The sequence below is a fragment of the Sphingobacterium paramultivorum genome (assembly GCF_014109745.1).
Classification (GTDB): Bacteria; Bacteroidota; Bacteroidia; order Sphingobacteriales; family Sphingobacteriaceae; genus Sphingobacterium; species Sphingobacterium paramultivorum.
In genome coordinates, this window is record NZ_CP058555.1 from 245,321 (window position 1) to 271,195 (window position 25,875).

The 25,875-nt window shown below is 35.7% G+C and carries 22 protein-coding genes; 9 read left to right on the forward strand and 13 right to left on the reverse strand.

Annotated elements, in window-relative coordinates; translation table 11 throughout:
* Positions 1 to 20 precede the first annotated feature (20 nt).
* The 5 genes from HS960_RS01060 to HS960_RS01080 all read left to right on the forward strand — a co-directional run bounded on the left by HS960_RS01060 (position 21) and on the right by HS960_RS01080 (position 8,764).
* Positions 21 to 1,229: a FecR family protein gene (locus tag HS960_RS01060; RefSeq protein WP_182331039.1), complete on the forward strand. Its 1,209-nt coding sequence runs from the start codon at positions 21 to 23 to the stop codon at positions 1,227 to 1,229.
* 177 nt (positions 1,230 to 1,406) lie between these two features.
* Positions 1,407 to 4,946, forward strand: a complete 3,540-nt coding sequence (locus HS960_RS01065) for a TonB-dependent receptor (RefSeq protein ID WP_182331040.1) — start codon at positions 1,407 to 1,409, stop codon at positions 4,944 to 4,946.
* Between the two features lie 34 nt (positions 4,947 to 4,980).
* Positions 4,981 to 6,732 carry a RagB/SusD family nutrient uptake outer membrane protein gene (locus HS960_RS01070; RefSeq protein ID WP_182331041.1) on the forward strand — a complete coding sequence of 584 codons (1,752 nt, stop codon included), beginning with the start codon at positions 4,981 to 4,983 and terminating at the stop codon, positions 6,730 to 6,732.
* A gap of 11 nt (positions 6,733 to 6,743) precedes the next feature.
* Positions 6,744 to 7,625 carry an endonuclease/exonuclease/phosphatase family protein gene (locus HS960_RS01075; protein WP_182331042.1) on the forward strand — a complete coding sequence of 294 codons (882 nt, stop codon included), beginning with the start codon at positions 6,744 to 6,746 and terminating at the stop codon, positions 7,623 to 7,625.
* A 65-nt stretch (positions 7,626 to 7,690) separates the two neighbouring features.
* Positions 7,691 to 8,764 carry an SGNH/GDSL hydrolase family protein gene (locus HS960_RS01080; protein WP_182331043.1) on the forward strand — a complete coding sequence of 358 codons (1,074 nt, stop codon included), beginning with the start codon at positions 7,691 to 7,693 and terminating at the stop codon, positions 8,762 to 8,764.
* Between the two features lie 431 nt (positions 8,765 to 9,195).
* Here the strand turns inward: HS960_RS01080 and HS960_RS01085 are convergent, their stop codons facing one another.
* The 4 genes from HS960_RS01085 to HS960_RS01100 all read right to left on the reverse strand — a co-directional run bounded on the left by HS960_RS01085 (position 9,196) and on the right by HS960_RS01100 (position 12,151).
* Entirely contained in the window at positions 9,196 to 9,645 is a 450-nt protein-coding gene (locus HS960_RS01085) for a DUF1569 domain-containing protein (RefSeq protein ID WP_182331044.1), read from the reverse strand.
* Positions 9,646 to 9,862: 217 nt separating this feature from the next.
* A complete protein-coding gene (locus tag HS960_RS27090) occupies positions 9,863 to 10,039 on the reverse strand; it encodes a KilA-N domain-containing protein (RefSeq protein WP_394353591.1) in 177 nt (58 codons plus the stop codon).
* A 50-nt stretch (positions 10,040 to 10,089) separates the two neighbouring features.
* Positions 10,090 to 10,512, reverse strand: coding sequence for a hypothetical protein (locus HS960_RS01095; protein ID WP_182331045.1), 423 nt, complete (start codon positions 10,510 to 10,512; stop codon positions 10,090 to 10,092).
* Between the two features lie 13 nt (positions 10,513 to 10,525).
* Positions 10,526 to 12,151, reverse strand: coding sequence for an ISL3 family transposase (locus tag HS960_RS01100; RefSeq protein WP_182329677.1), 1,626 nt, complete (start codon positions 12,149 to 12,151; stop codon positions 10,526 to 10,528).
* Positions 12,152 to 12,220: 69 nt separating this feature from the next.
* Here HS960_RS01100 and HS960_RS01105 point away from each other — a divergent pair, with 69 nt between their 5' ends.
* Together HS960_RS01105 and HS960_RS01110 are read left to right on the forward strand one after the other, a co-directional pair.
* A complete protein-coding gene (locus tag HS960_RS01105; protein ID WP_159732720.1) occupies positions 12,221 to 12,688 on the forward strand; it encodes a helix-turn-helix domain-containing protein in 468 nt (155 codons plus the stop codon).
* A gap of 113 nt (positions 12,689 to 12,801) precedes the next feature.
* On the forward strand, positions 12,802 to 13,182 hold the full coding sequence (locus HS960_RS01110) for a helix-turn-helix domain-containing protein (protein WP_182331046.1): 381 nt from the start codon (positions 12,802 to 12,804) through the stop codon (positions 13,180 to 13,182).
* Positions 13,183 to 13,245: 63 nt separating this feature from the next.
* Here the strand turns inward: HS960_RS01110 and HS960_RS01115 are convergent, their stop codons facing one another.
* From HS960_RS01115 to HS960_RS01150, 8 genes are all read right to left on the reverse strand, one after another.
* Positions 13,246 to 13,533 carry a hypothetical protein gene (locus HS960_RS01115; RefSeq protein ID WP_202883728.1) on the reverse strand — a complete coding sequence of 96 codons (288 nt, stop codon included), beginning with the start codon at positions 13,531 to 13,533 and terminating at the stop codon, positions 13,246 to 13,248.
* A gap of 233 nt (positions 13,534 to 13,766) precedes the next feature.
* Complete coding sequence (locus tag HS960_RS01120) at positions 13,767 to 14,774, reverse strand: AlbA family DNA-binding domain-containing protein (protein WP_182331047.1); 1,008 nt, start codon at positions 14,772 to 14,774, stop codon at positions 13,767 to 13,769.
* Positions 14,775 to 14,789: 15 nt separating this feature from the next.
* Positions 14,790 to 15,458 carry an HNH endonuclease gene (locus HS960_RS26740; RefSeq protein WP_202883729.1) on the reverse strand — a complete coding sequence of 223 codons (669 nt, stop codon included), beginning with the start codon at positions 15,456 to 15,458 and terminating at the stop codon, positions 14,790 to 14,792.
* A 125-nt stretch (positions 15,459 to 15,583) separates the two neighbouring features.
* Complete coding sequence (locus tag HS960_RS01130; protein WP_182331048.1) at positions 15,584 to 16,432, reverse strand: hypothetical protein; 849 nt, start codon at positions 16,430 to 16,432, stop codon at positions 15,584 to 15,586.
* 165 nt (positions 16,433 to 16,597) lie between these two features.
* A complete protein-coding gene (locus HS960_RS01135) occupies positions 16,598 to 17,182 on the reverse strand; it encodes a hypothetical protein (RefSeq protein WP_182331049.1) in 585 nt (194 codons plus the stop codon).
* Between the two features lie 42 nt (positions 17,183 to 17,224).
* Entirely contained in the window at positions 17,225 to 20,290 is a 3,066-nt protein-coding gene (locus tag HS960_RS01140) for a TrlF family AAA-like ATPase (RefSeq protein WP_182331050.1), read from the reverse strand.
* 77 nt (positions 20,291 to 20,367) lie between these two features.
* Entirely contained in the window at positions 20,368 to 21,255 is an 888-nt protein-coding gene (locus HS960_RS01145) for a hypothetical protein (RefSeq protein WP_182331051.1), read from the reverse strand.
* 74 nt (positions 21,256 to 21,329) lie between these two features.
* Complete coding sequence (locus HS960_RS01150; protein ID WP_182331052.1) at positions 21,330 to 23,660, reverse strand: YecA family protein; 2,331 nt, start codon at positions 23,658 to 23,660, stop codon at positions 21,330 to 21,332.
* A 160-nt stretch (positions 23,661 to 23,820) separates the two neighbouring features.
* On the opposite strand from HS960_RS01150, the gene HS960_RS01155 reads away from it, so the two are divergent.
* Positions 23,821 to 24,690 carry a HEPN domain-containing protein gene (locus HS960_RS01155; RefSeq protein ID WP_182331053.1) on the forward strand — a complete coding sequence of 290 codons (870 nt, stop codon included), beginning with the start codon at positions 23,821 to 23,823 and terminating at the stop codon, positions 24,688 to 24,690.
* 3 nt (positions 24,691 to 24,693) lie between these two features.
* Here HS960_RS01155 and HS960_RS01160 read toward each other — a convergent pair whose 3' ends face one another.
* Positions 24,694 to 25,056 carry a helix-turn-helix domain-containing protein gene (locus HS960_RS01160; protein WP_228280159.1) on the reverse strand — a complete coding sequence of 121 codons (363 nt, stop codon included), beginning with the start codon at positions 25,054 to 25,056 and terminating at the stop codon, positions 24,694 to 24,696.
* A 464-nt stretch (positions 25,057 to 25,520) separates the two neighbouring features.
* Here HS960_RS01160 and HS960_RS01165 point away from each other — a divergent pair, with 464 nt between their 5' ends.
* Complete coding sequence (locus tag HS960_RS01165) at positions 25,521 to 25,874, forward strand: hypothetical protein (protein ID WP_182331054.1); 354 nt, start codon at positions 25,521 to 25,523, stop codon at positions 25,872 to 25,874.
* The last annotated feature ends 1 nt before the right edge of the window (position 25,875 follow it).

Consider the following 25,875-nt stretch of genomic DNA (forward strand, 5'->3'; position numbering starts at 1 on the left):
ATAGCGTACAATAGATAAGGATGTCCAAAGTAGAAGCATATAAGATTATTATCAGCCAATTTTTGGCAAAAACATTAGACGAGTGTGCAAAGCAAAATTTTGCCAATTATCTCAATGACCCGGATTTTTTGAGTGCGTGGCAACAGCTTATGGACGAGGGAGAGATAGAGCAGTCTCCTGACAATCAAATTGCGCATGATAATCTTTTTAAGACAATCATTGAAGACGAAAGAATAAAAGACCAAGTTGTTCCCAGTCCAATTATAAAGAAATCATCAAATCACATTATAAAGTATGTTAGTATCGCAGCTATATTGTTGCTAGTTGGTATATCTGCTTCGATCTTCTTCTTTATACGAGAAAATAGACCGGATGACCGGGCAATGTTCAGCAATCTACCTGCGGTAGTTCCCGGATCCCAAAAAGCCGAAATAATTTTAGAAAGTGGCGAGCGTATAGATCTCGAAAAATTGAAATTGGATACGATCATAGATAATGGTGCGTTTGAAATTATCAAATCCGACAAAGGTATTATATCCTATCGTCTGAAAAGCTCAGGGACTAGCAATCAGCAGACAGCGTATAATACAATCGTTACGCCACGAGGTGGAGAATATAAGCTGCTATTGGCAGATGGCACAAAGATTTGGCTGAATGCCGCCACTACACTGCGTTATCCAATTAGTTTTAACGGTGATGAAAGGAAAGTACAATTGCAGGGTGAAGCTTATTTTGAGGTTGCTAAACAGGTCTATCAAGGAAGACGGGTGCCCTTTATTGTTCATGCAGGTAATCAGAAATTGGAAGTTTTAGGGACAGCATTTAACCTTCAAAATTATGGCAAATCGATTGTGACAACTTTGGTGGAAGGCAAGGTGAAATTAAATGTTCAAGATAGCCCACAGGACAACCTCTACTTAAGTCCTGCTGAACAAGCTGTGTTTCAATTTACAAGCAAAAAGTTTCTAAAGACGGCTGTTGACCCGCGCTATTTCATTGCCTGGAAAGAAGGAAAATTTGCTTTTTACAATACACCTATTGACGAAGTCATGGAAATCATTAGTAGATGGTATGACGTGGAAGTCCACTTTGATTATCATCCCGAAAGCTTTGCTTTCTCGGGCACAGTGTCAAGATATGATAATATCGACAAACTACTCCGTACGATCGAACTAGTCGGAGATATTCATTTTGAATTGAAAGGGAGGAAAATTTATGTGAAAAGATAACCCATAAAGAAGAGTTCAGGAGCGTTACGACCGCCCCTGAATTTGTCTTCGAAAAGACCAGGCTGAAAAAGATTTAATAGACTTAAAAACCATTACAACCGTATGCAAAAGTACAAAAAAAAACGGTATGGAGATCCTTTGCCTAAAAGTAGGATCTCTGCCAAAAAAGAATTTGCTATGAAAATGTCATTAGCGATTCCCTTGTTGCTGGCCTCTAACCTCCAGTTGAGTGCAATTACATTTGGGCAAGGAGTCAATTTCCAAAAGAAAAATGCTAAACTCGAAACCATATTAAAGGTTTTAGAAGAACAGAGCGGTTACAATATTCTGTATAAAGCTACTCTGCTAAGCAATGCCAAGCGTATCGATGTCGATTACAAAAATGTAACTTTCGAATATGCATTGAAGGATGTGCTTGCAAACTATCAGATCGTCTATAAGATTATGGACAATAATGTCGTATTAAGCAAGCCAGCTTCTACAGCAGCGGGAATCCCGTGGAATCGATATGTTCCAGGTCTCAATAATACTCTTGTCCTTCAACAGCGTCGCGTAGGGGGAAAAGTGGTCGATTCAAAGGGCAATCCAATTAGCAATGTTATTATAACGGAGAAAGGAACGGATAATAGAACAACTACCGACGACAATGGTAGGTTTGAGATCCGCCTTAAAACAAATAATGATCAGCTTGTATGTTCAATGTTAGGCTATCAGTCCAAGGAGGTAAATGTAGATGGACAAAATGAAATTCAAGTTAGCCTAGATGTCGCTATTACTGCAATGGATGAGGTCGTTGTAGTCGGTTACGGTGAACAGAAAAAAGTTAACCTAACCGGGGCGGTGAGCCAAATATCGGGTAAGGAGTTTGAAGATCGTCCTGTCACACAGCTTACCCAAGCCCTTCAGGGCAATATTCCCAATCTCAACATTGTCTTTGGATCAGGAAAACCCGGTACAAGTGGTTCAGTCAATGTGAGAGGAAACACATCCATTAACGGTGGTGGTCCATTGATTTTGATTGATGGTATTCTAGGTACCTTGGATCGTATTAATCCCAATGATGTAGAGTCCGTAACGGTGCTTAAAGATGCTTCCGCAGCGGCTGTTTATGGAGCGCGTGGTGCCTTCGGTGTTGTTTTGGTCACAACAAAAAAAGGGGGTAAAAATGGAAAGACCTCCATTGAATATAATAATAATATTGGTTTCACTACCCATGCCACAAATACTGATTTCATCACGAGTGGTTATTGGAATGCGAAGATCAACGATGACGCTATGTACAACGCATTAGGGTATCGGACCACGCGTTATACCGATGAAGATTATGAAGAATTACTTGCACGTGTTAACGATAAGACTGAAAATCCGGATAGACCCTGGGTTGTGGTTAAGAAAGATGCTAGTGGCAATGACATATATCGTTACTATGCCAACTTCGATTGGTTCAATTATTTGTACAAAAAAACAAGACCAAAAAACGAGCATAATCTTTCTTTTTCTGGATCTTCTGGCAATACACGTTATGCGATATCTGGTTCCAAGGCGAGTGAACAAGGGATATTCAATATTGATCCCGATAAATTTGGACGTTATAATCTACGTGCAAATATCGCGTCAGATATCCGAAGCTGGCTGACCATCAGCAATAGCACACATTTTTTCAAATCCAGCTATGATTGGGCCGGACTGGAAAATAATTTCAGTACCGTTGCCAACAACGTGAGCAATAGTCCGACCTACCATTATCATGCGATGTACGTGCCGCGAAATCCGGATGGCACACTTACGGGGTATTCGGGTATTAATAGTTATCCTATTGGGTACGGCCTGCACAATGCGCTCGAAAGTGGCACAATGCATGGCTATACGCGGGGCACAGAATTTACCAATATGACAGAAGCGGTTTTGAAATTGGGAAAAGGTCTATCCCTAACTGGAAACTATTCCTATCGTGAATATCGTTCTGACTATTCCTACCGACAGACCAAACAGTATTATTCGAAATATCCGGGACAGCTCGAATTGTCTTCACTCGGAGCTTTGAATCAAGATAAGCTTCGGGAAAATATGGGTAAATATGCTTGGCATTTTATCAATGTTTTTGCTACTTACCAAAAAGATTTTGGCGATCACCACCTTACTGTAATGGGCGGTTTTAATCAAGAAGACCGTTTTTATAAGCGCATTGGAGGAATCGGTCAGGATCTATTGTCTGAGAATTTAAATGATCTTGATTTGGTGATCGGGGAGAAGCAGTTTGAGGCAGGTGGCGATGAATGGGCAGTACGTGGAGGGTTCTATCGTGCCAATTACGATTACAAAGGCAAATACTTGCTGGAGGTAAGTGGTCGATACGATGGTACCTCACGTTTTCCAAAGCACAGTCGTTTTGGATTCTTTCCATCCTTTTCTACAGGCTGGCGCATCAGCGAGGAGAAGTTCTTCGCTCCACTGAAAAACAAGATCAATAACCTGAAGATTAGGTATTCGTACGGCTCACTTGGTAACCAGGAGGTGGATACCTATGCTTATATTTCATCCATGGGTACAGGTCAGATCTCCTATTTAGTCAATGGTCAAAAGTTAAATGTTGCCAATAGTCCCGCTCCGGTAGCGCCCACATTGACTTGGGAAAAAATTACCACCAGCAACATTGGCCTTGATTTTAGTTTACTTAATAACAAGCTCGATTTTCAATCTGATTTTTATGTCCGGCAGACAAAGGGTATGCTTAGTAAAGGCAAAACCCAGCCGGCTGTATTTGGTGCATCTGAACCCAAGGAGAATGCAGCCGACCTCAAGACCAAAGGTTTTGAGCTTTCCCTTTTATGGAAGGACCATTTTGATGTAAGCGGAAAACCTTTTAATTATTCCGTTAGGGCAATGCTGTCAGATTATCAGGCTGAAATTACCAAGTTTGCCAACGATGCTGGGCTATTGAGCAATTATTATACAGGACAAAAATTGGGCGAAATATGGGGGTATCATTACGACGGATTTTTCAAGACAACCGAAGAAGCACAGGAGTATGCGAAAATCGTCAATCAAGATCAGATCAATAGGCGTCGTGTTCAGGCTCCCACAGCAGACTTGCGTATGCTTCAGGCAGGAGATATTAAAATCTTGGATCTCAATGGCGATGGTATTATTGATGCTGGCGATAATACGCTTTCCAATCCTGGTGATCGTACCATTATCGGAAATGATCAACCGCGTTATTCCTATGGGTTAAACCTAGGAGCGAATTGGAATGGCATTGATCTTTCCGTCTTTTTTCAGGGAGTAGGGAAGCAAAACTGGTATCCTAATCTTGAAGCACAAGCTTTTTGGTCCGTTTATGCCAGACCATACGATTCATTTATTCCGTCTAATTTTCAGGATAAGATATGGTCGCCAGAAAATCCTGATGCTTATTTCCCTTTTTTACGCGGCTATACAGCGCAAAACTCTGAACTCTCTGTCGCCAACGATATGTATATGCAAGATATAGCCTACCTAAAGCTGCGTAATCTGACTGTAGGTTATACATTTCCAGTCACACTTACTCAAAAGGCAAAGATCAATAAGCTACGTGTGTTCTTCAGTGGAGAAAACCTACATACCTGGACGAAGTTGAAGACCGATTACATCGATCCCGAACAAGTAATGAGCGATAATACGGGGCGGAGTTATCCTGTAGGCCGCGTCTATTCTTTTGGAGCTCAGTTATCGTTTTAATTTATACATGACGATTATTTAAAATGAAAACATCATGAAAAGAAATCTTAATATTTTTACACTTATTGTTGGACTTGTGGTTGGCTCATGCAACAACGACTATCTGGAACGATATCCCATAGCAGAGCTGGCCCCTGAAAACTATTTTCGGACCGCTTCCGAGTTGCAGACCTTTACCAATGCTTTTTATGCAGATCTTCCTGATGCGCTGGCCATACATTACAATACACCGGGTCAGGGCGATGACGAAGCACGTAATACGCTCGCTTCTGAGTTTCAGGGCACCCGTACTACTCCAGCAAGTGGAGGAGGGTGGACATGGACGTCCCTTCGCCGTATAAATTTCTATCTTGAAAATTCGCACAAATGTGCAGATGAGGCAGCACGGTTGCAGTATGATGGTATTGCTCGATTTTTTCGTGCATATTTTTATTACGACAAGATCGTTCGCTTTGGTGACGTACCATGGTATGACAAAGTAAATCAGCTGGATGATCCTGCGATGTTCAAACCTAGAGATTCACGTAAAGTTGTTTTTGCTAAATTACTTGAAGATCTTGATTTTGCTATCGCCAATTGCAGTACAGCCAAAAGCGCTCAATTGATCAGCAAATGGACCGCTTTGGCTTTTAAATCCCGCATGTGTTTATTTGAGGGTACATTTCGCAAATACCATGGCTTGGGCGATTGGGAAGACATGCTTCAGCAAAGTGTGTCTGCCGCCGACGAGTTAATGAAGTCCAATACCTACAGTATCTACAAAAGTGACCCAAATAAAGCCTATCAGGAGCTGTTCATTGCAGAAGATGCCAATCCTGCAGAAATGATCTTGGCGCGGCAGTATAGCGCATCTGTTCCTTTTGTCCATTCTGCGAATTTCTATATTTTGTCCGCTTCTTACGGCCGTCCGGGTATGGTTAAAGAGCTTGTGAATAATTACTTGATGAAAGATGGAAGCCGATTTACCGACAAGCCTAACTTTGATAAACTATCGTTTTACGAAGAAACGCAGAATCGCGATCCGCGGCTATCGCAGACGGTTCGCACACCTGGCTACAAGCGTATTGGTGCGAATACAACATCAGTTCCTGATTTTGCAACATCAGTAACAGGTTATCAATATATTAAGTATATTCTTGCACCGGGCTTTGATGCTGGGCAAAGCACCAATGATATGCCCATTATCCGTTATGCAGAAGTATTACTTAACTATGCCGAAGCAAAGGCCGAATTGGGTACAATCAATCAGAATGATATTGACAGATCCATTAAATTACTTCGGGATCGTGTCAATATGCCCAATTTGGTGTTGGCCGATGCCAATTCCAAAGCTGATCCCTATCTTTTGGCTGCTTATCCCAATGTTAGTAAGAGTGGCCAAACAGGGGCAATCTTGGAAATTCGCCGAGAGCGCCGTATCGAGCTTGTAAAAGAAGGTCTACGCTACAATGACTTGTTACGCTGGAAAGAAGGAGCGAAAGTTGCCAAACCATTTTATGGTATGTATTTTCCTGGAGCAGGCGAATACGATTTGGATCAAGATGGCAAATTGGACCTGGTGATTTACGAAGGCACTGCGCCTACCAAAAAACCTGGTGTCCAATATCAGAAACTAGGTGAACTGGTTTTGGAAAATGGAAAAAATGGTGGCCGTATTGTCAATTTGCCGGACATCCTCAAAAAATGGACGGAGGAAAAAGATTACTACTATCCAATTCCGACACAAGAACTACAGTTGAATACCAAGCTCGAACAGAATAAAGGTTGGGATAAATCAGGTACTTAAAGAAAAAGAAAATGAAAAATTATAAAAATTTATTTGTTATTGCCGTCATTGTAGCTGCGAATGTGTGTATTGCAAATGCGCAGGAAACATTAAAGATTGTCTCGTATAATGTCCTTTATGGATTAAAGAAAGATTCGGTCAATATCGATCGGTTTGCAAACTTTGCAGAGGACTGGAAGCCGGATGTGATTGCCCTGGAAGAAATGAATGGATATACGCAAAAAACACTGGAACAATTGGGACAGCGTATCGGTCACGACTATGTCTTACAATCTAAGGAAGATGGATTTCCTGTGGCCATTACCTCCAAGTATCCTTTGGTCAATTTTAGGAAGGTCACTGAAAATATGTGGCATAGCTACATCTATGCGAAAATAAAAGGCATACACTTTTTTGTCATTCATTTTTCGCCATTCAGTTATGAGAAGCGATTGAAGGAAGTGACCGATATCTTGGCGCAAGTCAATGAGATCCCGAGTAACGAACCTATACTCATTATGGGCGACTTTAATTCCCTGGATATATCGGACAAGGACAAATATGGAAAGGAAGTTTTGGACGCAATGAAGCAAAGTGAGCAAAAACATGATCACATCCGTAACTTGCACAATGGAGCGATCGATTATTCTGTATTGGGGAAACTACATGAAGCAGGGTTTAAAGATACTTATCGTTTGTTACATAAGGAGTTTGAAAGTTCTGTTCCGACTTTTAAGGATGGTAATGGGAATATCAAACAAAAGAATACCGGTCATCCTAAACGTATTGATTTTATTTGGGCCAATTCAGTAGCAGCCTCACGGGTTACCAAAAGCGGTATTGTCAAAAATGAATATACACATTATATTTCTGATCATTACCCAACATTTATAGAGCTTAAGCTCAGTAAATAATAAAATTCGTCCCCATAGGGGGCGAATTTTATTACGATTTTTGTTCATCATTAATTTAAAGTGCAATGAAAAAAAAGATCAATACGCTTCTCTTTATCATCCTTATTTGTAGTTCATTTTCTAGCTATGCGCAACAAGTTATTCCTGCATCTAAATTTGAGATTCAAGGTAAGCCTTTTGAAAATACCCCTAGATATCACCGTGTAGACACATTAAAGTATAAAAGCCTTCCTGCTGCCGTAAAGAAATTGTATACACACGCTACTGGAATGTATGTCACTTTTAAGAGCAATACCGGTAAACTATCCTTGAGATGGAAAACAGTCGATGCGGAATTGGGTAATAATTCGACCCCAATTATGTCACGGGGATTTGATGCATATGTGAAGGAAGCTAACGGCTGGCGCTTTGCCGGGGTGGCCCGTCCCGATCTCAAGAAAGCAGAAAGTAATGCTATAGTGGTCGAAGATATGGCTAACACCGAGAAAGAATTTCTTCTTTATTTTCCTTTGTACAAAGAATTATTGGATTTCGAGGTGATTATTGATGAGAAAGCTTCCTTTTTAGCCACTAGACAATCTTTTAATAAAACGGTGGTGGTTTATGGGTCAAGTATTGTCCATGGAGCCTCAGCAAGCCGTCCAGGCTTAGCTTATCCGGCTCAATTAGGACGCAGATTAAATGCTAATGTGATTAACATGGGAGTGAGCGGAAATGCCCGTATGGAGCCGGCTGTCGCAGATATGCTCGGTGATATCGGTACTGTTGATTTGTTCATTTTGGATTGTGTACCAAATAGTAGCCCCGAGGAGGTGAAAGAAAGAACCTTTAATTTTGTAGCGCGGCTTCGTAAATCTCATCCGGGTGTACCTATATTGTTAATAGAAAGTATTACACGGGAGATAAGCAATTACAATTTGAAGTGGAAATCAAGATTGACTGAGCAGAATAAGAATTTTAGATTACAATATGAAAAACTGCTGCAAGCCGGATATAAAGACTTGTACTACTTGCCAACCGATCATTTAATAGGCGATGATTCGGAAGGAACCGTGGACGGTACTCATCCGACGGATGTCGGATTTGAAAGGATGTTAAAAATAATTGGTGCTAAAGTAGGGGCAATTCTTCATGATTAGTTACGTTGAAAATTCTAACTCTGTCGCGGAATAATCATACTTGAATAGTCTAGCTTTTATCTTGGTGTTATTGACAAAAATACCAAAGTCAAAGTTTGCTATCGTGAAAAAACCAGCACTATTTCCGTCTATTTCGATACTTCCAAATTTTGTGAGTTTTGCCAGTTGACCTCTCCTCTCAAAACAGGACATTTTAAAAGTGGAGTTTCGGACGTCTGGTTAAATGTGGTTCGGCCAGTGCAACCAGTTTGATTTAATAATCTGACCCCAACTCGGATAGCATTCGTTCGTGATTATTCATAAAATACTTCATCAGCTTATACTGTTCGGTAATCTGATATGAAATTGGCTTTATTCCATTTTCAGATACCTGCCGTAAAACGAACCCCTTATAACGCCTGACCCATGTAGCGGTTTCATGGCTTTTTGGGTTACGCTCCAAACTGCTTTAAATGGTGGTTGCAATGTTTGTATATGAACTGACCTAATTGGGCTTTGGACATTTTACCAAAGAACCAATGTACAAATGTATCTTTTTCAAATGTTTCATATCGCTCGATTAATAATTTCCAATTTCGTTTCTCCATTTCTAAATCATGTATGTCTTCATTTACGATAAATACAGCGGATGTGGGGGCATTTTTGCCAAAACTTGTTGTTTCATCTTTCAATATCCCCTTTATCGCATTTTGACCAAACATTCGCCCTAAAAATGAACGCTTAACCTTTATGTATCCTTGGTAATATTGTTCACATAATATACAATGCCTAACCATTTGCATTACTGTCATTTTTCCCCAAAGAGCATCGCTGTCCTCGTGTAATAAGTTAATTCTTTCGATGACCGCTTCTCTTATGTTTTTCTCAAATATTGATTTCATATTAGGAATATTTATCCATTCTATCTGGATTTTGATCATTTGCAGTCTTACAAATTTAACAGATTTGTTCTTCGATCGACTTTGCATAGGATAAGAAATAGATTTGCAAATGTCCCTCTATATCTTCCAGCTTTTACGATCATCCCTACAGCCTTCGCTCGTTCAATCCATTGGCCCACAGACATAATGAATCTATTTGTCCCCGCTTCCTGTTCAATTACCCCGAATTCGGGGTAATTAAAACGGAATTATTTATCTTCTCCCAAACCCTCAGATACTCTAATGTATTTTTATTAGTAATCCATTTTCCAATTAGGCCACTTCCTTCACGAAAAGATGCGGTCATATCAGTCAGATTAATGTAGTCAATTTCATTTTGAGTGAATACAGCTATACTTGAATTCTAAAATTGGCTATAATCTAGCCATTCCGTTTTCCTTATTACTAGTCTTCATCATTCCATATCAACAGTTCGCAGATTCTTTCAATATTTAAATTGTTGTCCCGATTTATCTTCTCCAGTCTTACTTTAAAATTTTCGAGTTCCTGTTTTACAATTTCAATTGCTGATTTTAAAGATGAGATTTCAAATGAAACTAATACATCTTTTGGTGTGGGGGCAAAGTGTTCGTCAAACTCTTCTACAGTAAAATCAAGCGTAATTATGTTCGTGTCTACTTTTACTTTTGGTTGCGGATGTCCTGCATAAAAGCCATCTTTTCCATTTGTAAGTTTTTCCCAATAATGGATATCTGAAAGATCACCACAACATTGTGGAAAATATTTGTCCTGCTGGTCGATGCGAAGAACATAGCCTCCAAAAAATGCACTTGCTTGTTGGGTATTTCGGAGTAATGGGTTCTTCATCAATTTTGGTGAATTAGGCTGATTTAGCAAGAACCATTTTTCTTAATAACTCAAAGCCTGCCTTCCCATACATTTTCCTTTTGATGTTTTTTATTCGGTTTACCTGGCCTTCAACTTGACCATTGCTTATGGATGTTATGACAGCATTATTAACTGCCTGATAGTCCTTTATGAGGTTTTTAGCAAAGTTTTTCAAACCACATTCTGATTTTATCGCCTCATCAATCCAATTTTTTAACAGACCGTCCTGTTTGCTCTGAAACAATCGCTTAAAACCCTTTACCTGCTGCTCCAATTGTTTTATCTGCGGAAATTTATCAAACAGTAATTTCAAAAATTCCTTGTCATCATTTCCCTTAATTTGCTCTAATTCCATATAGAGCATCAAGGAGAGCCTCGCCGGTGACCAGGTTTTTGCTACTATGGGAGTTACTGTTTTGGTTCTAGTGAATGGCTGCATTTGATAAACTTCGTTCATCTTGTGGCAGAACTGTGTGTATTTTCCGTTGAAACCCATCTCTACAATTGTTTCATGCAGTTCGCGGTATGTTTTACCTCGGTTCTCTTCCATCAAGAGAAAGTTAATAAAAGCGTCCAGGTTGGTTGAACTTCTGGATTGCCTTTTTGTAAGTGAGTCCATTAAAACGTATCTTCTAACAGTGCCACGCGCGAGCTTCGTAATTCTGGCAATCTGTCTTAGCGTAATACCGTTTCCGTGTAGCTCTTTAACTTTGTCAAAAAGATACTTTCTAGCGACACTATTATTAGCCGTCGAAATGTTCGGCTCTACGATTTCTAATACTCTTTTAGCTGGCTGCTCAGTCTCAGCTGATGTAGATCGTTCGCTTTTGGGATCATTGTAAAGCTTAAATATCTCCCTTAGTTCTTTTCCTTTTGATTGAAAAATCCTTTTGGTTGCTTCTCCAAGGTTCAACAGTAAGTGAAAGCGATCTGCAACCTGGTTGGCTTGAGGGGCGCCCGCTTTTATGCCCAAAGCATATGGTCCATATCGATCCCTGGAAACTGTTTTTATTTCCGGATGCTTTTTTAGCCATTCGGCGAGGGTGCCCGATTCACGATCGGGCAGCAGGTCGATAACTTCTTTTCTTTTTAAATCAACAATAACGGTTCCGTAGGTCCTTCCTTTTTTGAAAGCCCAGTCATCTACGCCAATTACACCAGATGTTAATGAATTAGGTTGTATATTGACTCTTTTGATCACCCGTAAAATAGTGGACGGGCTGACAGGTAGTCCAACATAACCGCTTATTGATGCGCCTTTATTTCCGCCCAGTTCAAGTGCCATTTTAAAAAGAAGATCATTAGAGCGCATAAGTCTTCTATAATAAGGCTTGATTTCACAGTGGAAGCGTTCAGTAAAAATCTTTCTTGGGCAGGCTATATTGTCACAGAAATACTTTCTAGCACGCAGCTTGACTTTCGTTATATGTCCGGAAATAGGAAGATCCAAAAGAGTCCTAAAATACCTACTGTGGATCCTAATACTCTTCTTTTTGCAAATAGGACAAACTGAATATTTTTGATAAGCACATGTATTAATACAAAGTTCTCCTGGAGAGGAATATATTGTGTGAGCTTTTAGCTGTAAATTAGAAGGAAGGATAAAATGTGGAATCATGACATAAAAGTATAATAATAAATTACACATTATTATCCATATATTTGTTTGTTTTCAAAAAGAAATATCGTGGGAAAATCAGTCTTAAAAATTCAAAGATCAGAGGCAGGAGAAATAAAAAAATTATTAAATACAAATGATGCTTACGTTGTCGGCGTAAGACTGTATTTGGTATATCTGGTTGCCTTGGGACATTCAAGCAGACGGCTATCGGAACTCCACAGTATCAGTTTCAAGCAGATAACAAATTGGGTGCACCGATTTGAAAAGGAAGGTATAGAAGGATTAAAAGATAAGAAAGGACGAGGGAGGCGTAGCGGGTTGTCGGAAGAACAGCTGGAAAGAATCAAAGAGCTGGTAATAAAAGAAACGCCATTGAATCATGGATATCAATCAGAAAAGTGGACCGGACCTCTTTTGATACAGTGGATTAAAAGAGAATATGGTTTAGTATATCAAAAGGCGCAAATTTATAACTTGCTAGCCAAGGTTGGAATTATCTTTGAAAAGAAACTTGGCCTAATATCTAAAGTGTAATTATTTATTGTACTTTCACCAAAATTGATGAAGAACCCATTGCTCCGAAATACCCAATTTGTTTAAACTGGCCCGCAATCACCGATACAATTGGACCTATATCGCCGATACGAATGGCCCGTTATGCACCGATATATACAGCCTTGGGACATTCAAGCAGACGGCTATCGGAACTCCACAGTATCAGTTTCAAGCAGATAACAAATTGGGTGCACCGATTTGAAAAGGAAGGTATAGAAGGATTAAAAGATAAGAAAGGACGAGGGAGGCGTAGCGGGTTGTCGGAAGAACAGCTGGAAAGAATCAAAGAGCTGGTAATAAAAGAAACGCCATTGAATCATGGATATCAATCAGAAAAGTGGACCGGACCTCTTTTGATACAGTGGATTAAAAGAGAATATGGTTTAGTATATCAAAAGGCGCAAATTTATAACTTGCTAGCCAAGGTTGGAATTATCTTTGAAAAGAAACTTGGCCTAATATCTAAAGTGTAATTATTTATTGTACTTTCACCAAAATTGATGAAGAACCCATCCGACCGAAATGACTGGCACAAATCAAACCGTAATATCCACTTGTTCTCGTTCGTATGTTCCTGCCCTCATTTCGTGTGTATGGTCAATTACAAGTTTCGTTAAATTGCTGTCTGTGATTTCAGAAAGTCGGTAAAATGATGATCCGGCTAAATAGGGAGTTAAATCGTCTTTAAAACCTGCTTTTTTGTGGCTTTCAGCATTATATTTATCCCATAATATAGGGTATTCCCAATAAGGATATTTGTCTGGTGTTGGAATGTCCTTATTGTTATATCCAATTTCTATTACAGGTATTAATTCGAGTGCCATTGTGTGTCTATTGGATGCCGTGCTATAAACCTTCCGAAACCTAGCCAAGGTTGCGAGGCTTTTTGAGTAAATATAATAAAAAGAAAAACAATAACTTTTGGTGGATAAAATAGGAGAGAAACACAATACTTAAAGTTAAAAATTCAAAAAGGTATGTCCTATCTTCATATATATATATTATGAAGGTTTTTGTGCTATGCAATAACACATCTTTGACTATATCAACTATTGAATCAAAAATCATCATCTTCAAGAAATCTAGCAATCAGTGACTCCCTATCGTTGGCTAATAAATCTTTCGTTTTGTGTAGATCAAGATTTTCATTTATTGGTATCAATGCTTCTCTAAAGCTGTGATTCAACTTTCGAAAATCAACTCGATATTCAGAAAATTTAGTTGGAAGGTTTTCTCCGGAAATAAATATTGTGATATTACATTTAAAATTTGGATTTCTTAAGTGCCATACATTAATAGCTAAAGTTAATTTGAGAGATGGATTGAGCCCGAAACATAATAATTTCGTTGGATCTGGTTGAACAAAACTATCGTTGCTTTCTTCAAATATTCCACCCGTAGTATTTATATATAATTGAATATCTTTCCCTGGGATTGAAGGAGAAAAATTGAAGAGTTTGAAATCAAAATGTAAAATTAAGTCGCCGTCTTTTTCGATAAAATATAATGGTTTTAGGTATCCCTCAATGGTTGGAAATTTAACTTGATTAAACATTGATTCAACAAGATAATGGGGGGCAGGGAGAGATTGTCCATCTATTCTTATAGGATATTGATCATTATACTGATGAGGTTTGTTTTGGCTTTCCTGTACTTCGAAGATGTATACATATTGATCATTTTCTTCTAATACGATTACATTGACGCCAACTGGCATATAAGAAATAGATCTAATGATTTTATTTACAAGCTTATCTTTCTCATTGTAAACTTTATTTGGCTGTAAATCACCTTGTGCTATTTTTACTTTCTTATCACCTTTTGTTATTTCGGATTCACGTGGCGACCCCCAAATTAAAATTCCACCTTCCGAATTTAGGAAAGAAGCGATAGCTCGAATTATCTTTTTATTGAGGATATCGTCAAATGATTTTGTATTATCCTGTCCACTCTTAAATTCCAAAGTAATGGACTCTTCCCTTTCTTGTTGGAAAAAAGACTGGATATCCGAATAGGTAAGATCATTCAGAGATTTGCTGAAGTAATATGAACAATAGTCTGTCATAGTTATAAAATAAGCTTAAATTACTTTATTCCCTTTTCCCATATTGCAATCCATACAAGCGGTAATAAGGTTTTCATACGTATCTTTACCCCCATCTGAGTACGCAATTTTATGATCTAAGGACAATTTTGCACCATCTTGCGGTGTTCGGCCACAATATTGACAAGTATAGTTATCCCTTTGAAATATTTCAAATCTCAATGATTTTGAGATTAACGATCTTTTCCTCTGACCTGTACTTTTCTGCTTTCTATTGTGGAAAATAAAGTGATTATATTCTGCACACTCGCTAAAGTGACCATAAGATCTATTTTTAAATTTATTTGTGTTTCTATAATCGTCGCATTCTCCATCTGTACTTGCTGTATCAATAGCAAAGGGTAGTGCAAATTCACTCTCAAAGAGATTTACTTCGGGACACATATGTTGATAATAAATGTGGATATTCGATTTCTTCCAAATGTTGACAGGACTTTGAAGCGGAATGGCCTTTTGTTCGAAATCTTCGGGGATAATACCTTCTTTTATTAATGTCGTTATTTCAGAATTATGGTAATTCAAATACTTGAAATCTGCATAAAAATAGATAGTCAATGCCCTCCTTGTGCAATAATTTGTAATTGGACACCTCAATGTCTGGCATTTTGATGTTTTGCTTTTTAAAAAATATTCTTCTTTATTCATACTAAGGTATATCTTCTATATTGATGACTTTATTGCCTTTTCTTATTTAATCTTTTTGAAGAATTGATAGTAAGATGCTTCTGATATCAAATTATAGCTAGTATTATCCTTATTTAACAAAAATATTATTCCGCATCTGGATCTGGGTAGCCAATGAATCCTTCATAATGTAACGCTGAAAATATTTTAAGAGCTATGTCGTTCAATCGACCGATTAGGTGAGTATATAATTCTACTGTTGGTATATTCTCATGGTATGAAAATGGATCGGTCCATTTTACACTTTTCCCATTTCGGAATACAAAATGAGCTTGACCAAACTTATAGTCAAAATCTTCTCCAAAATATATGAAATTTGAATGAACAGTATTTCTAAACTTTCCGAAAAAAGTTAGGAATTCTAAATCGTTTTGTTTATTTCCATCATAACCCTTAGCGATTTTTAGGAGATATCCATATTTCGTTGGCATTGGAAGTAAATTGATTGATTTTATTTTCAATGTTTTTTTAACTTGTTCCCAGTGTTCTTTAGGAACTTTATTTTTTATCTCTTTAAATTTTGTATTAAAATAATCTTCTTTCTTTTTATCAGGACATACATGATTGAAAACTGTTGAAATTGCTAATTCAAAAAGTGACCATGCCATAATATATACTCTATGATTCATAGAATAAAAACATCCATTCAAATCTCTAATATCTTTTGTCAATGCTTTTACTTCTAGTAAATGACCTCCATATCTAGAATCGACGCCATCTTGACTAATTAATAGGGAATCGTTTATTAAATATGACGTTAAATATGATGTATACGAAATATAATATTGTTTAACATTATTATAACTCATACGGAAATAATCCTTTCTAATATCGCCCTCCTGGTAATTGAGCTGTTGTATTAATTCGTCAAGTTTATTTCTCCAGTTTTGGAGAAAATCAAGTTGGCTTTTAATTAGTTCTGGAAATGCATTCATATTTTTAAACTTCGGTTAGATATATAATTAAAGTAGATATATGGACCTTTTTGATGGGATCAATTCATTTCTAATAGAAATTAGGCCGAAAAAGTATCGGCAAAACTTTTGAGAAAATAGTATGAAAAATAGATCAGTCACTTTTTTTTGTTTTAAGATTGAGATTTATAATAGATGTTGTCCAGTATAATCTCCAATTTTTGTAACTAAATATTCAATGAATTTTTCTGCAGAAATTCTTTTCACAGACTCGAAGATATGAATAAACTTATTAGATGTTTTTTCATTATTCTTATAGCCTTTGAGTTTCTTTACATATACATCAATAACTCGATACAATTCCTCAAAAGCAAAAATAATGTTGGCTTCTTCCAATTCAACAATTTCAATATCTTTGACTTCGCGATCTATTATTTTAAAAAATAATACAAACGGTAGATTACTGTCTTGTGATATATCAAATGCATGAAGAAAAATTTCGTTAAAGCCTTTTAATTGTCTTTTATTTTCAGAGTGCAAAAAGAAAATTGATAGTTCTTGTCCTGATAAACGATCTAGTTTAGTAAATCCGCCTTGATTTCTTAAGACTTGTTTTGTAGCGTTATCACTGAAGTCATATAGAATAAAAGCAAATGCTTTTGCTCTATCATTCTTTAAGTGCTCTTCGCAGATATCAAGAAATCTTCTTAAAAATGTGTCAAATGAGTGTCCGATACCTTGACCTTTCCCTTGTTCAAAAATTGGAACCATAGTGTTTTTACGCCATTAAATTTATTTGTAATTATATTGTTTTTATAAGTGTGTTCTATATTTTACACGACGATTATCAAATGCCTTCATCTTTCCTTCTAAGATATTTACAATATGGTTATTAATCGTTTTATCTTCAATGGATCCTGCATCAAATGAAATTGAATGATCGTTCTCTTTATCTATATTCATATAGATTATTTGTTCAGCATCAGACACTATAGCGAGATTTGGATTGTGAGTCACCATGATAATCTGCCTAAATTTCTTTGCTCTCTTTATGTATGGAACCAAAATTTCGGCAACACTTTGATTGTCAAGATTATCTTCTGGTTGGTCGATAATGAGCGGTTTATTATCTTTATCAAGAACGAGGTAAAATATCAATAATAAACCACCTTTTTCACCGGGAGATAGTTGATTAAGGCTCTTATTATTTAATCGAAGATCGTATTCTGGTTTCAAGTAATCCATAGAAAATAAGAAATTATAAAAATCTCCTTGTCGCCCATCTTTTATGAAGAGCTTACCATTAAATAATTCCGTTACAAATCCTATTATATCATCGATATTGTTAAAATTGAATTTATTGATAAGCTCGTTAAGGTATTCATCTCCATTTTGGTAAAAGTCACCATATCTATTTACAAATTCGAAGAACCTAATATGAAATAATTTATCCAATTTAAAAGAAGTTTCGATTGTAATATTTTGCCCATCTGCAAATTCTTTTAGAACATAAGTAATCGCGCCCTTCATTTTATTATAAATCAATTGTATTTGTTGCTTAAGATCAAATATTCTTGAAAGTGCTTCATTGCGTTTTTTTATCTGCTTCTCCAATTCTGTAAGTAGAGAATTTTCTAGGTATTCGAGCTCAGTAGTGAAGAATAGAAGAGTCCCCGGGGTAAATTCGTCACCCAGTACTTCCTTCTCCTTTAACTCGAAGTCCTTAATTTGATTTAGATATTCTTGATATTCCCTGTAAGGTTTTTCTAATTCTACCCCGATCTGTGTTTTATTTAAAAGATGTTGGTTTAATTGGAATGCTAGACTTATTTCCACCCCATCATTTATCACAGAAATAGGAGATATAAGACTTTCACTAACTTGTATTTCCTTTGTAAATTGTTTGATTTGGTGTTGAATAATACTCGTGTCAATAGTAAGTTGTATTGTCTTTTCAATATCTATTTGAAAGTGATCAAAAGTATTTTTTTTCTCATTCGTCCAATTATCAAAATACTGCTTCTGGTAATTTATTTCTTTGAGCAATGCATCTAAATCAGTATGTGATATTTTTTGATTTCTCAGGTTATCTTGAACAGATTTTATTTCACCTTCAAGTCGATTTATTTCGTTACTTATTCTTGAAATGTTCTCAAGCTTGTTTTTCTGTTCTACAGAAAGATTTGGATCTTCCTCAGGATTCTTAACAATTATTAATTGATCCTTCGCCTTTTTTAAATTATCTAAATCTAATTGTCTAGATCTCTTATTATTTTCTAGGACCGTTTTGTATTCAATTTTTTTCTTGTTTTCTAAAATAAGAATTTCTTTATTTAAAAGATTAAGCTTACCAATTTCTAATTCTATTTGTTGGTTTATTAATTCAGAGCTATATTTTTCTAAATCATCGAAGCTTTTCCTGCCAAGTTTGTCCGTGTCATCTAAACGAGAGAAAACCACCTTATTAATCTCATCTTTGAATTTGGTATCTTCGCCATTACACAGTTTTTCAAGGTAAGCTTGCGGGATATATTTTACTCTTTCAATATCGGAAAGATCTACTAATTCGTTTAAATTTTTTGAATTGACAGAATTATCAAACCATGTAAGGCTACCCTCAAAGTTCTCAGCATAGCCTTTTTGACAAAATTTTTCTTGGTTTAAAAATGAAAAATCTTTTCTATCAACATGTGCGTTACCTAGCAATCCAATGATATCAGCTAAAGCACTCTTCCCTTTACCTTTATTCCCTATAATTACTGAAAGCTCCAATCCTAGGGGTAACTCGAATGATGAGAACCATTTTCCCTTATTTTCTTTATACTCAGGGATCGCACTAATTTTAAGAGATTTGAGATATTTTCCTTTTGCCGAAACTATCCTTTTGAATAACTCTGGTTGTTCCCCAATAAAAACTCTATCTTCTGGCTCAAATAATATTTGTCTAATTCCTTCAAATGTTGCGTCAGCTTTTACCCAACAATACCTTGCTTTGTCTGGTTCAAATAGCTTCTCAAAATCATGAGCATCGGAACCCCATAAACATGGTTTTAAAGATTTAAATTCTTTTAAAAATGATTCAAGACCTTCTGACTTTTTGCCCAAGGCGAACTGAATTGTATTTGGGTTAGAACTAAAAAAAGCATGAGCTCTAGAAAGAAGCACTTTTCTCGTAAGATGCTCTTGCGAATTCCATGCTATTTCGGTCAAATCCTCATCTGCTGGTATTACAATTAGATATTTATTTTTAAAAGTGTTGTTCCCTGTCAAAATATTGTTAATATCTCTATCATCCACCACAGCATTTGTCATTCCAACCTGTAAAGCTGATCCAAGAAAATTGGGTTGTTCCTCTTTTAACCTGTCGCCGAGCTCTATCAGGTTGTTCAACTTTAGCGGTCTAAATTTGTCTTTTTCTTCAACATCAGCCTCATAAATGAATTTAAGATCATGAAGAAAGTTTTCTTCAATTTTTGTAATTGACACCTCATCCGAAAATATGACGTGCATATTAACCCTGCCATTTTCAGTTGATATCTTTTTACCATCCCTAATTTTATTTATTTGAATAATCTTGTTTAGCCTAAACTCGATATTAGGTAAAACAAGAATTTTTTTTATTTTTTCAATTTCTTGGGCTGAAAACAGCATTTTCATTTTCTCAGGCTGTGCCAAATACTCCAGCCTTATTTTTTTGTAGCCTTCTATCGTAAAGTAGTCCGTAATGCCAATAATGTGAATTTTCTTTTCAATAGCTGTTTTAAACAACTGTTGAACATAATTATCGAAATCATCACCATAATTATTTAATAAGGCTGAATATGGTGTATGTACGTGGAAATCGGCTTTGCGCCAGATTGATCCAAATGTTTTGCTCATATATTTAAAATTGTTCTTTTGGTAACTTTGTTAAGATAATTGTCGATGAGTGTTTGTAAGCTTTATTGGTGAGGGATTTATTTTTTCAGCAGCTTACTTATGTCAAGCTGTTCAATTTTCTCGACATGTGTAGAAATGATTTTTATCCCATGCAGCATCTCCTGTTTTTGAGAAAGCAATAACATATCATTTGTTATCTCCAGAACTTTTTCTTTAATAATAGTATAAGTATTGTAAACAAATAAGAGAACAGGTTTTGCCTTTCTTCTAACAGACGTTTTGTATGAATAGATCGGTTGGGAGAGTTTCGTCAATGATTTTTCAATTATAGATTTGTTTATAATTGTTTTAAAATATTTAATTTCAATAACCTGGTCAATAAATTTTTTGTTTTTTGATAACATTAGAATATCTATTTCGGCTGAATTTACCTTTCTATGTGTCAAAATTTCAAATGATACGTTATTATAAGCTTCAAAAACTTTATAGATTCGAGACTCAACATTCATATAATCAATTAAGGGGCTTCTAAAAAATGGTTCTGACAATTCAGAACTAGAAGAATTAATCTCAGAAATCTCTATTTGAGCTTTTTCAATAACTTCCATTGGAGTCATAGCCTTAAGTTCCCATTTTAATTTTTCCAATTCAGTGTCGAATTTTTCATCAATACGTTTCTGTCGTTTGAACCACCTTTTAAGGCCATAAATCAGTGAAATAATTCCAATTGTAAAAAATAAAAGTGACAGATATAGAATAGCCTGCTGAACAAATAATACCTGTTTACGTTTTACTAATATAATTGACTGAACTTCTGATTGCAGGCTAAAAAATACTTTATTATCCAAAAAAATGTTAAAATCTTCCTTTAAAAAGTAGTATAGTAATACAATGCCAAAGACAATTAGCATTAAACCTATAGAAACCAAAAATTTATTTATATCGGCGTATTCTATCTTTTCCAAAATTTGTCGGTTAATGCTTTAATTTAATAATTATATTCTAAAAATAAATATTTGTTTAGAAAAATTTATAAATCTTATTTGGATCTGAGACCACAACACCTTTTATATTTTAACCCACTTTTACACGGACAGGGATCATTGCGACTTATTGATAACTTTGGATTAAGTTTTATAGCTTTTCCTTTAGCGTGTGCAAAATAATCTTTACAAGCTTCGTCTAACTCATGGTCGAAAGACCAGGGTTCGTCTAGATATATTAAGAAATCAACTATATTTCCACTTTTGGCAAAACTTCCTAACCCTAGCCAAGAATCACATTTCTGTTGATATTTCTTTAAAATAGAATAAGCTTGAACTTTGTCTTCGAGATTGTTTAAATCAATGTTTTTGAAAACCTGATAGCTAAAGCCAAACTCTGGAGCAGTTGTTGTTGCAATACTCTTATCGGAATTTTCCTTAATAGAATCTTTTTTTATTTTAATCATATGATCAACAAGATCCTTTCTGGTTTCTCCTGACCAATCTAGAAGGTTGAAAATAATATCCACAATATATGAATGTTTACTACCTTTTATTATTTTGGCAAGATGATCAAATTTTGGGTCTTTCCATCTATTAAGAATAGGATCATTTTTATCAGAAAGAAGGTGCGATAGACCTGTTTTAAAAGGGTAATAATTTCGATCTATAATTGCGCCAAAATCTGTATCAATGATTCCTCCACTATATTTATCATTCTTCCATAGTTTATATTTTAAATGATAACCGAGAAATGCAAGCTCTTCATCGGCAAAAAAATAGTCCATCAACGCTATTCTTTGACGCACATAATAAAGAAAATCATATGGATCGGGAAGGTAATGTACTAATAGTTCTAGGTCAAATATTGACAAAACGAGTGGAAATGGTGCTTCTTTTTCTTTAGAAAGAAGAGTCCTAACTTGATGAACTAAAGAGGGGTGATTTTCAGTTGTCAATCCCATAATATACACTTCGTTTATTTCTTTGTTTAGATGAATTTCATTACCATCTTTATCAGTGAATTTTGCACCTTTCCCTAATATACGTTCTCTTGAAACAAGCCCCTGGTCATAGGCATCTTGGACAGCTCCCTTAAAATCCTTTTTTAACTGTTCGAATACCCCTCTTTTGGCGTTCATTGTAACCTTTTTAGACTTGACTTGAACGCAAATAGCTTTGTTTCCTAATACGCATAGTACATCGATATCTGTATCGGGTTCTCCTTTTTTAGTCGTGACTAGAACGGATTTAAACGTATTTTCTTCACCGAAAACTTTAGAGAGTAAGTCAAAAGAAATCTCCTCTCCAACATTTCCACGATGTTCTGCGATTTTATTAATGTAATTTTTATCATCATACATCCAATAAAACGGAGATTCATAAACAGCTTCGGCAACGAGAAAATTAATAGGTACGAAATAACTACTAGAATCAATTTTTATAAACGGTCGAGAGTTTAGTACATTGAAATAGCCGGGTCCATTATAATCTTTATTTACATCATTTGAGGGACTAAAAGAAAAGTTTGCTATAAAATTATTGAAGCTATTATGTTCACTGAAATCTTCATTTCTTACAATAAATAAGTCAAGTAAATTTTTATAGAAGAAATCCCAATCTTCCTTATCAGCCTCCATCTTGTCAAAGCCTTTTTTAAATAGATTGTGGTATTGGTAAAAAGTGGCCAGCACATATTGTTGTCTTGTTATTTCATCAATTTCTTTTTGCGAGTGATGCCTTTTTAGTTTTTTTGATTCTTTTTCAGCTATTTTGGGAAAGGTCTCCCTCAGATCAAAGAGGTTTACTTTTTTTGATTTTTCATGTAAAATAGCTTTTACTTTGTTTACTAATATTGAGGATTCTTTTATATCAAATTTTTTATTATTCCAAAGCCATTCTTTGTCATATTTATATTTCTTCTCTAAATATTCAAGGTATTGGAAATCGTATATTCCATCTCCTGCATAAAACATTGGCTCTACCATACCACCATTTTTAGCAAATATGTCAGGTTCGTTATTAAATAGATTTGAAATATCTTCACCTCTACTTTGTTTTTCAAACATTTCTTTAAGCTGTGTCGACTGTGGTGAGTTTAAGGATATTTGTAGCTCATGCATGACTTCATAGGTCTTTTCTTTTAGTTCAATAACTTTTTCAGGAGAATCGGGAGTTGTGAAATCTATTTCATTTTGGACTAAAAAACCTATTATCAATGCACATTCTTTAACACTCAGTTTTTCTCGATAATTTACCAAATGTATTTTATCTAAATCATGATGAAAGTCTTCAAAAAGTATCATGCATAATGCATATATAAATCCTTTGGTATTAATTATTTGCTTAAGCTTCTCTAAGACTTGTTCTTTGGATAAATCTAACATACTTTTGATGTTTTTTATATGGCTTATTGGTTATTTAATTTAATGCAAAAAAAAGAAATCAACAAATTAATATTTTACGGAATCCCGTATTAAAATACTTTACAATGATTTATTAAAGTCGCGCTTTTTTGATTGAAAGTAATTTTCTTAAATTTACCCTATGAACCAACTGTCTCATTTACCCCAGCATAAACAAGACGAATTAGCTGAAATTGTCGGAATAATCTGTGAGATAACAAATCCGGCTAAGATCATTCTGTTCGGAAGTCACGCTACTGGCAAGTGGGTAGAGGATGAGTATATCGATAAAGGAACAACCTATACCTATATTAGTGACTATGATATTTTGGTGGTTCTATCTGACAAGGAAAAAGTTGAGGAAGTTGACGTTGCGAGTAAGATTGATAATCGTACAGGGAAGTTTAAAAATGAGGTAAGCGCAATTGTACATTCAATTTCTTATATCAATAGCGGTTTAGAAAGGGGGCAATACTTCTTTAGCGATATTGTCAAAGAAGGGATAACGCTCTATGATAGCGGAGAACATTCTTTTGTCGAAAGTAAGCCTTTGACTAATGAACAGCTAAAGGAACTTGCTGTTGAAGACTTTAATAAATGGGTTAAAAGTGGCTCGAGGTTTTTAAAGGCTACTAAATTATTATATGAAGAATTTCTAGCAGATAAACTACCTTTGAATGAAGTAGTTTTCATTTTAAATCAAACAGCAGAAAAGTTCTATGGAGGAGTTTTATTAGTTTATACGGGTTATAAACCCAAAACTCACCGTATTAAAGCGTATCGTAAATATGCTAAGCATATTTCTGAAGATCTCTATCGAGTCTTTAGAGATCCACGCACGGACAGTGAGGAGAATAGATTGTTTAAAATATTAAACGATGCTTATATCGATGCTCGTTATAAGGATGATTATTATATCGATCCCCAGGATTTGAAGAAATTAATAAGTAAAGTTGATAAATTAGAAGAAGTAGTCATTCGGTTATGTGACGAGCGTATCGAACAACTTTAAGAATTAAGCCTTTCGATCTCTTCTTAGTGGTAAATGTTTGGGAATTTTGATCTCGAAATCAAATACCTCCCTAGGTTGAACTTCTAACGCTTTACAGATTGCAATCAAACCACTTACTGACATGTTGTTACTCCCTCGAACGATCCGGTGGACCTGACTATAGCTAAATCCAGTGCGATCTTGAATATCCTCAAGAGTAATTTTCTTTTTATTTGAAATAGCCCAAAGTCTTTCTCTAATAATTTCTAAATTTTCCTTGTCTATGTACTGTTCAGCCATAAACAAATAGACATCTAAAATAAAAAATTTATTATACCAAATTTGGAATAATATTATTGTTTTTCTTATCTTTGTATAGTCATTCATTGGTAACAGCGTGAGAAACTGAAAACCAAAAATGAATGAAAATTATAAACTTAAAAAAATACAAAAAATTCGTAGAGAGGACCTCCCTTATTAATTTGATAATAGGGTCGCGTAGTTTCTCACGCTCAGCCTTTGAGCAAGGGAGGTTTCTCTTCTATTTGTATATAGGGACTATAGCATTTAAGAATCAATTGATTCTTAAAATTTGCCCTCCGGAATAGTTTTTAAATAATTATTCCTTTTCGAATTCAGGTTCGGAAAGAAATAAATCAGTCTACAAAAGTCTGAACTTCTTTAACTGATGCGGTGTCGTTTCTATTAAATCCTCGTGTAATTGTTTTATAACCGCATTTGAGACGCCATTTTATTTACCTCGCGTAACTTTTTTCAAAGGGACTATTATATGCGTTAATTTAACGCAATGGGATCATTTTGCTTAAAGTTATGCCCTAAAAACTTAAAAAATGAAACCCAAATGCAATTACATTCTCGCGTTAGAAAGAACTCTTTATGACGTTCATCTATCTGATTATTACCCTTTAAAAGACATTGAAGGTTTTTGGAAACAATATCCAATTGGTATAATCAGACACAATCTTATTGAACTCCAGTCAAAAGTAAATTCAGAACAGCTTTCTGCATTCTCACTAGACTTATTGAAGGCTCTTGTTGCTTATCTGACAGCGCATTTAAGCAATTTGGATTTGGCTCCGCTGTTCCTTTCGGAAGTTTTCGAAACAAGCAAAGAAGAGTTAAAGACAACCAAGGAAATCTCCGATTTCTTTAATCGCGTATCCTCATCCAACCCCAATTCCTAAA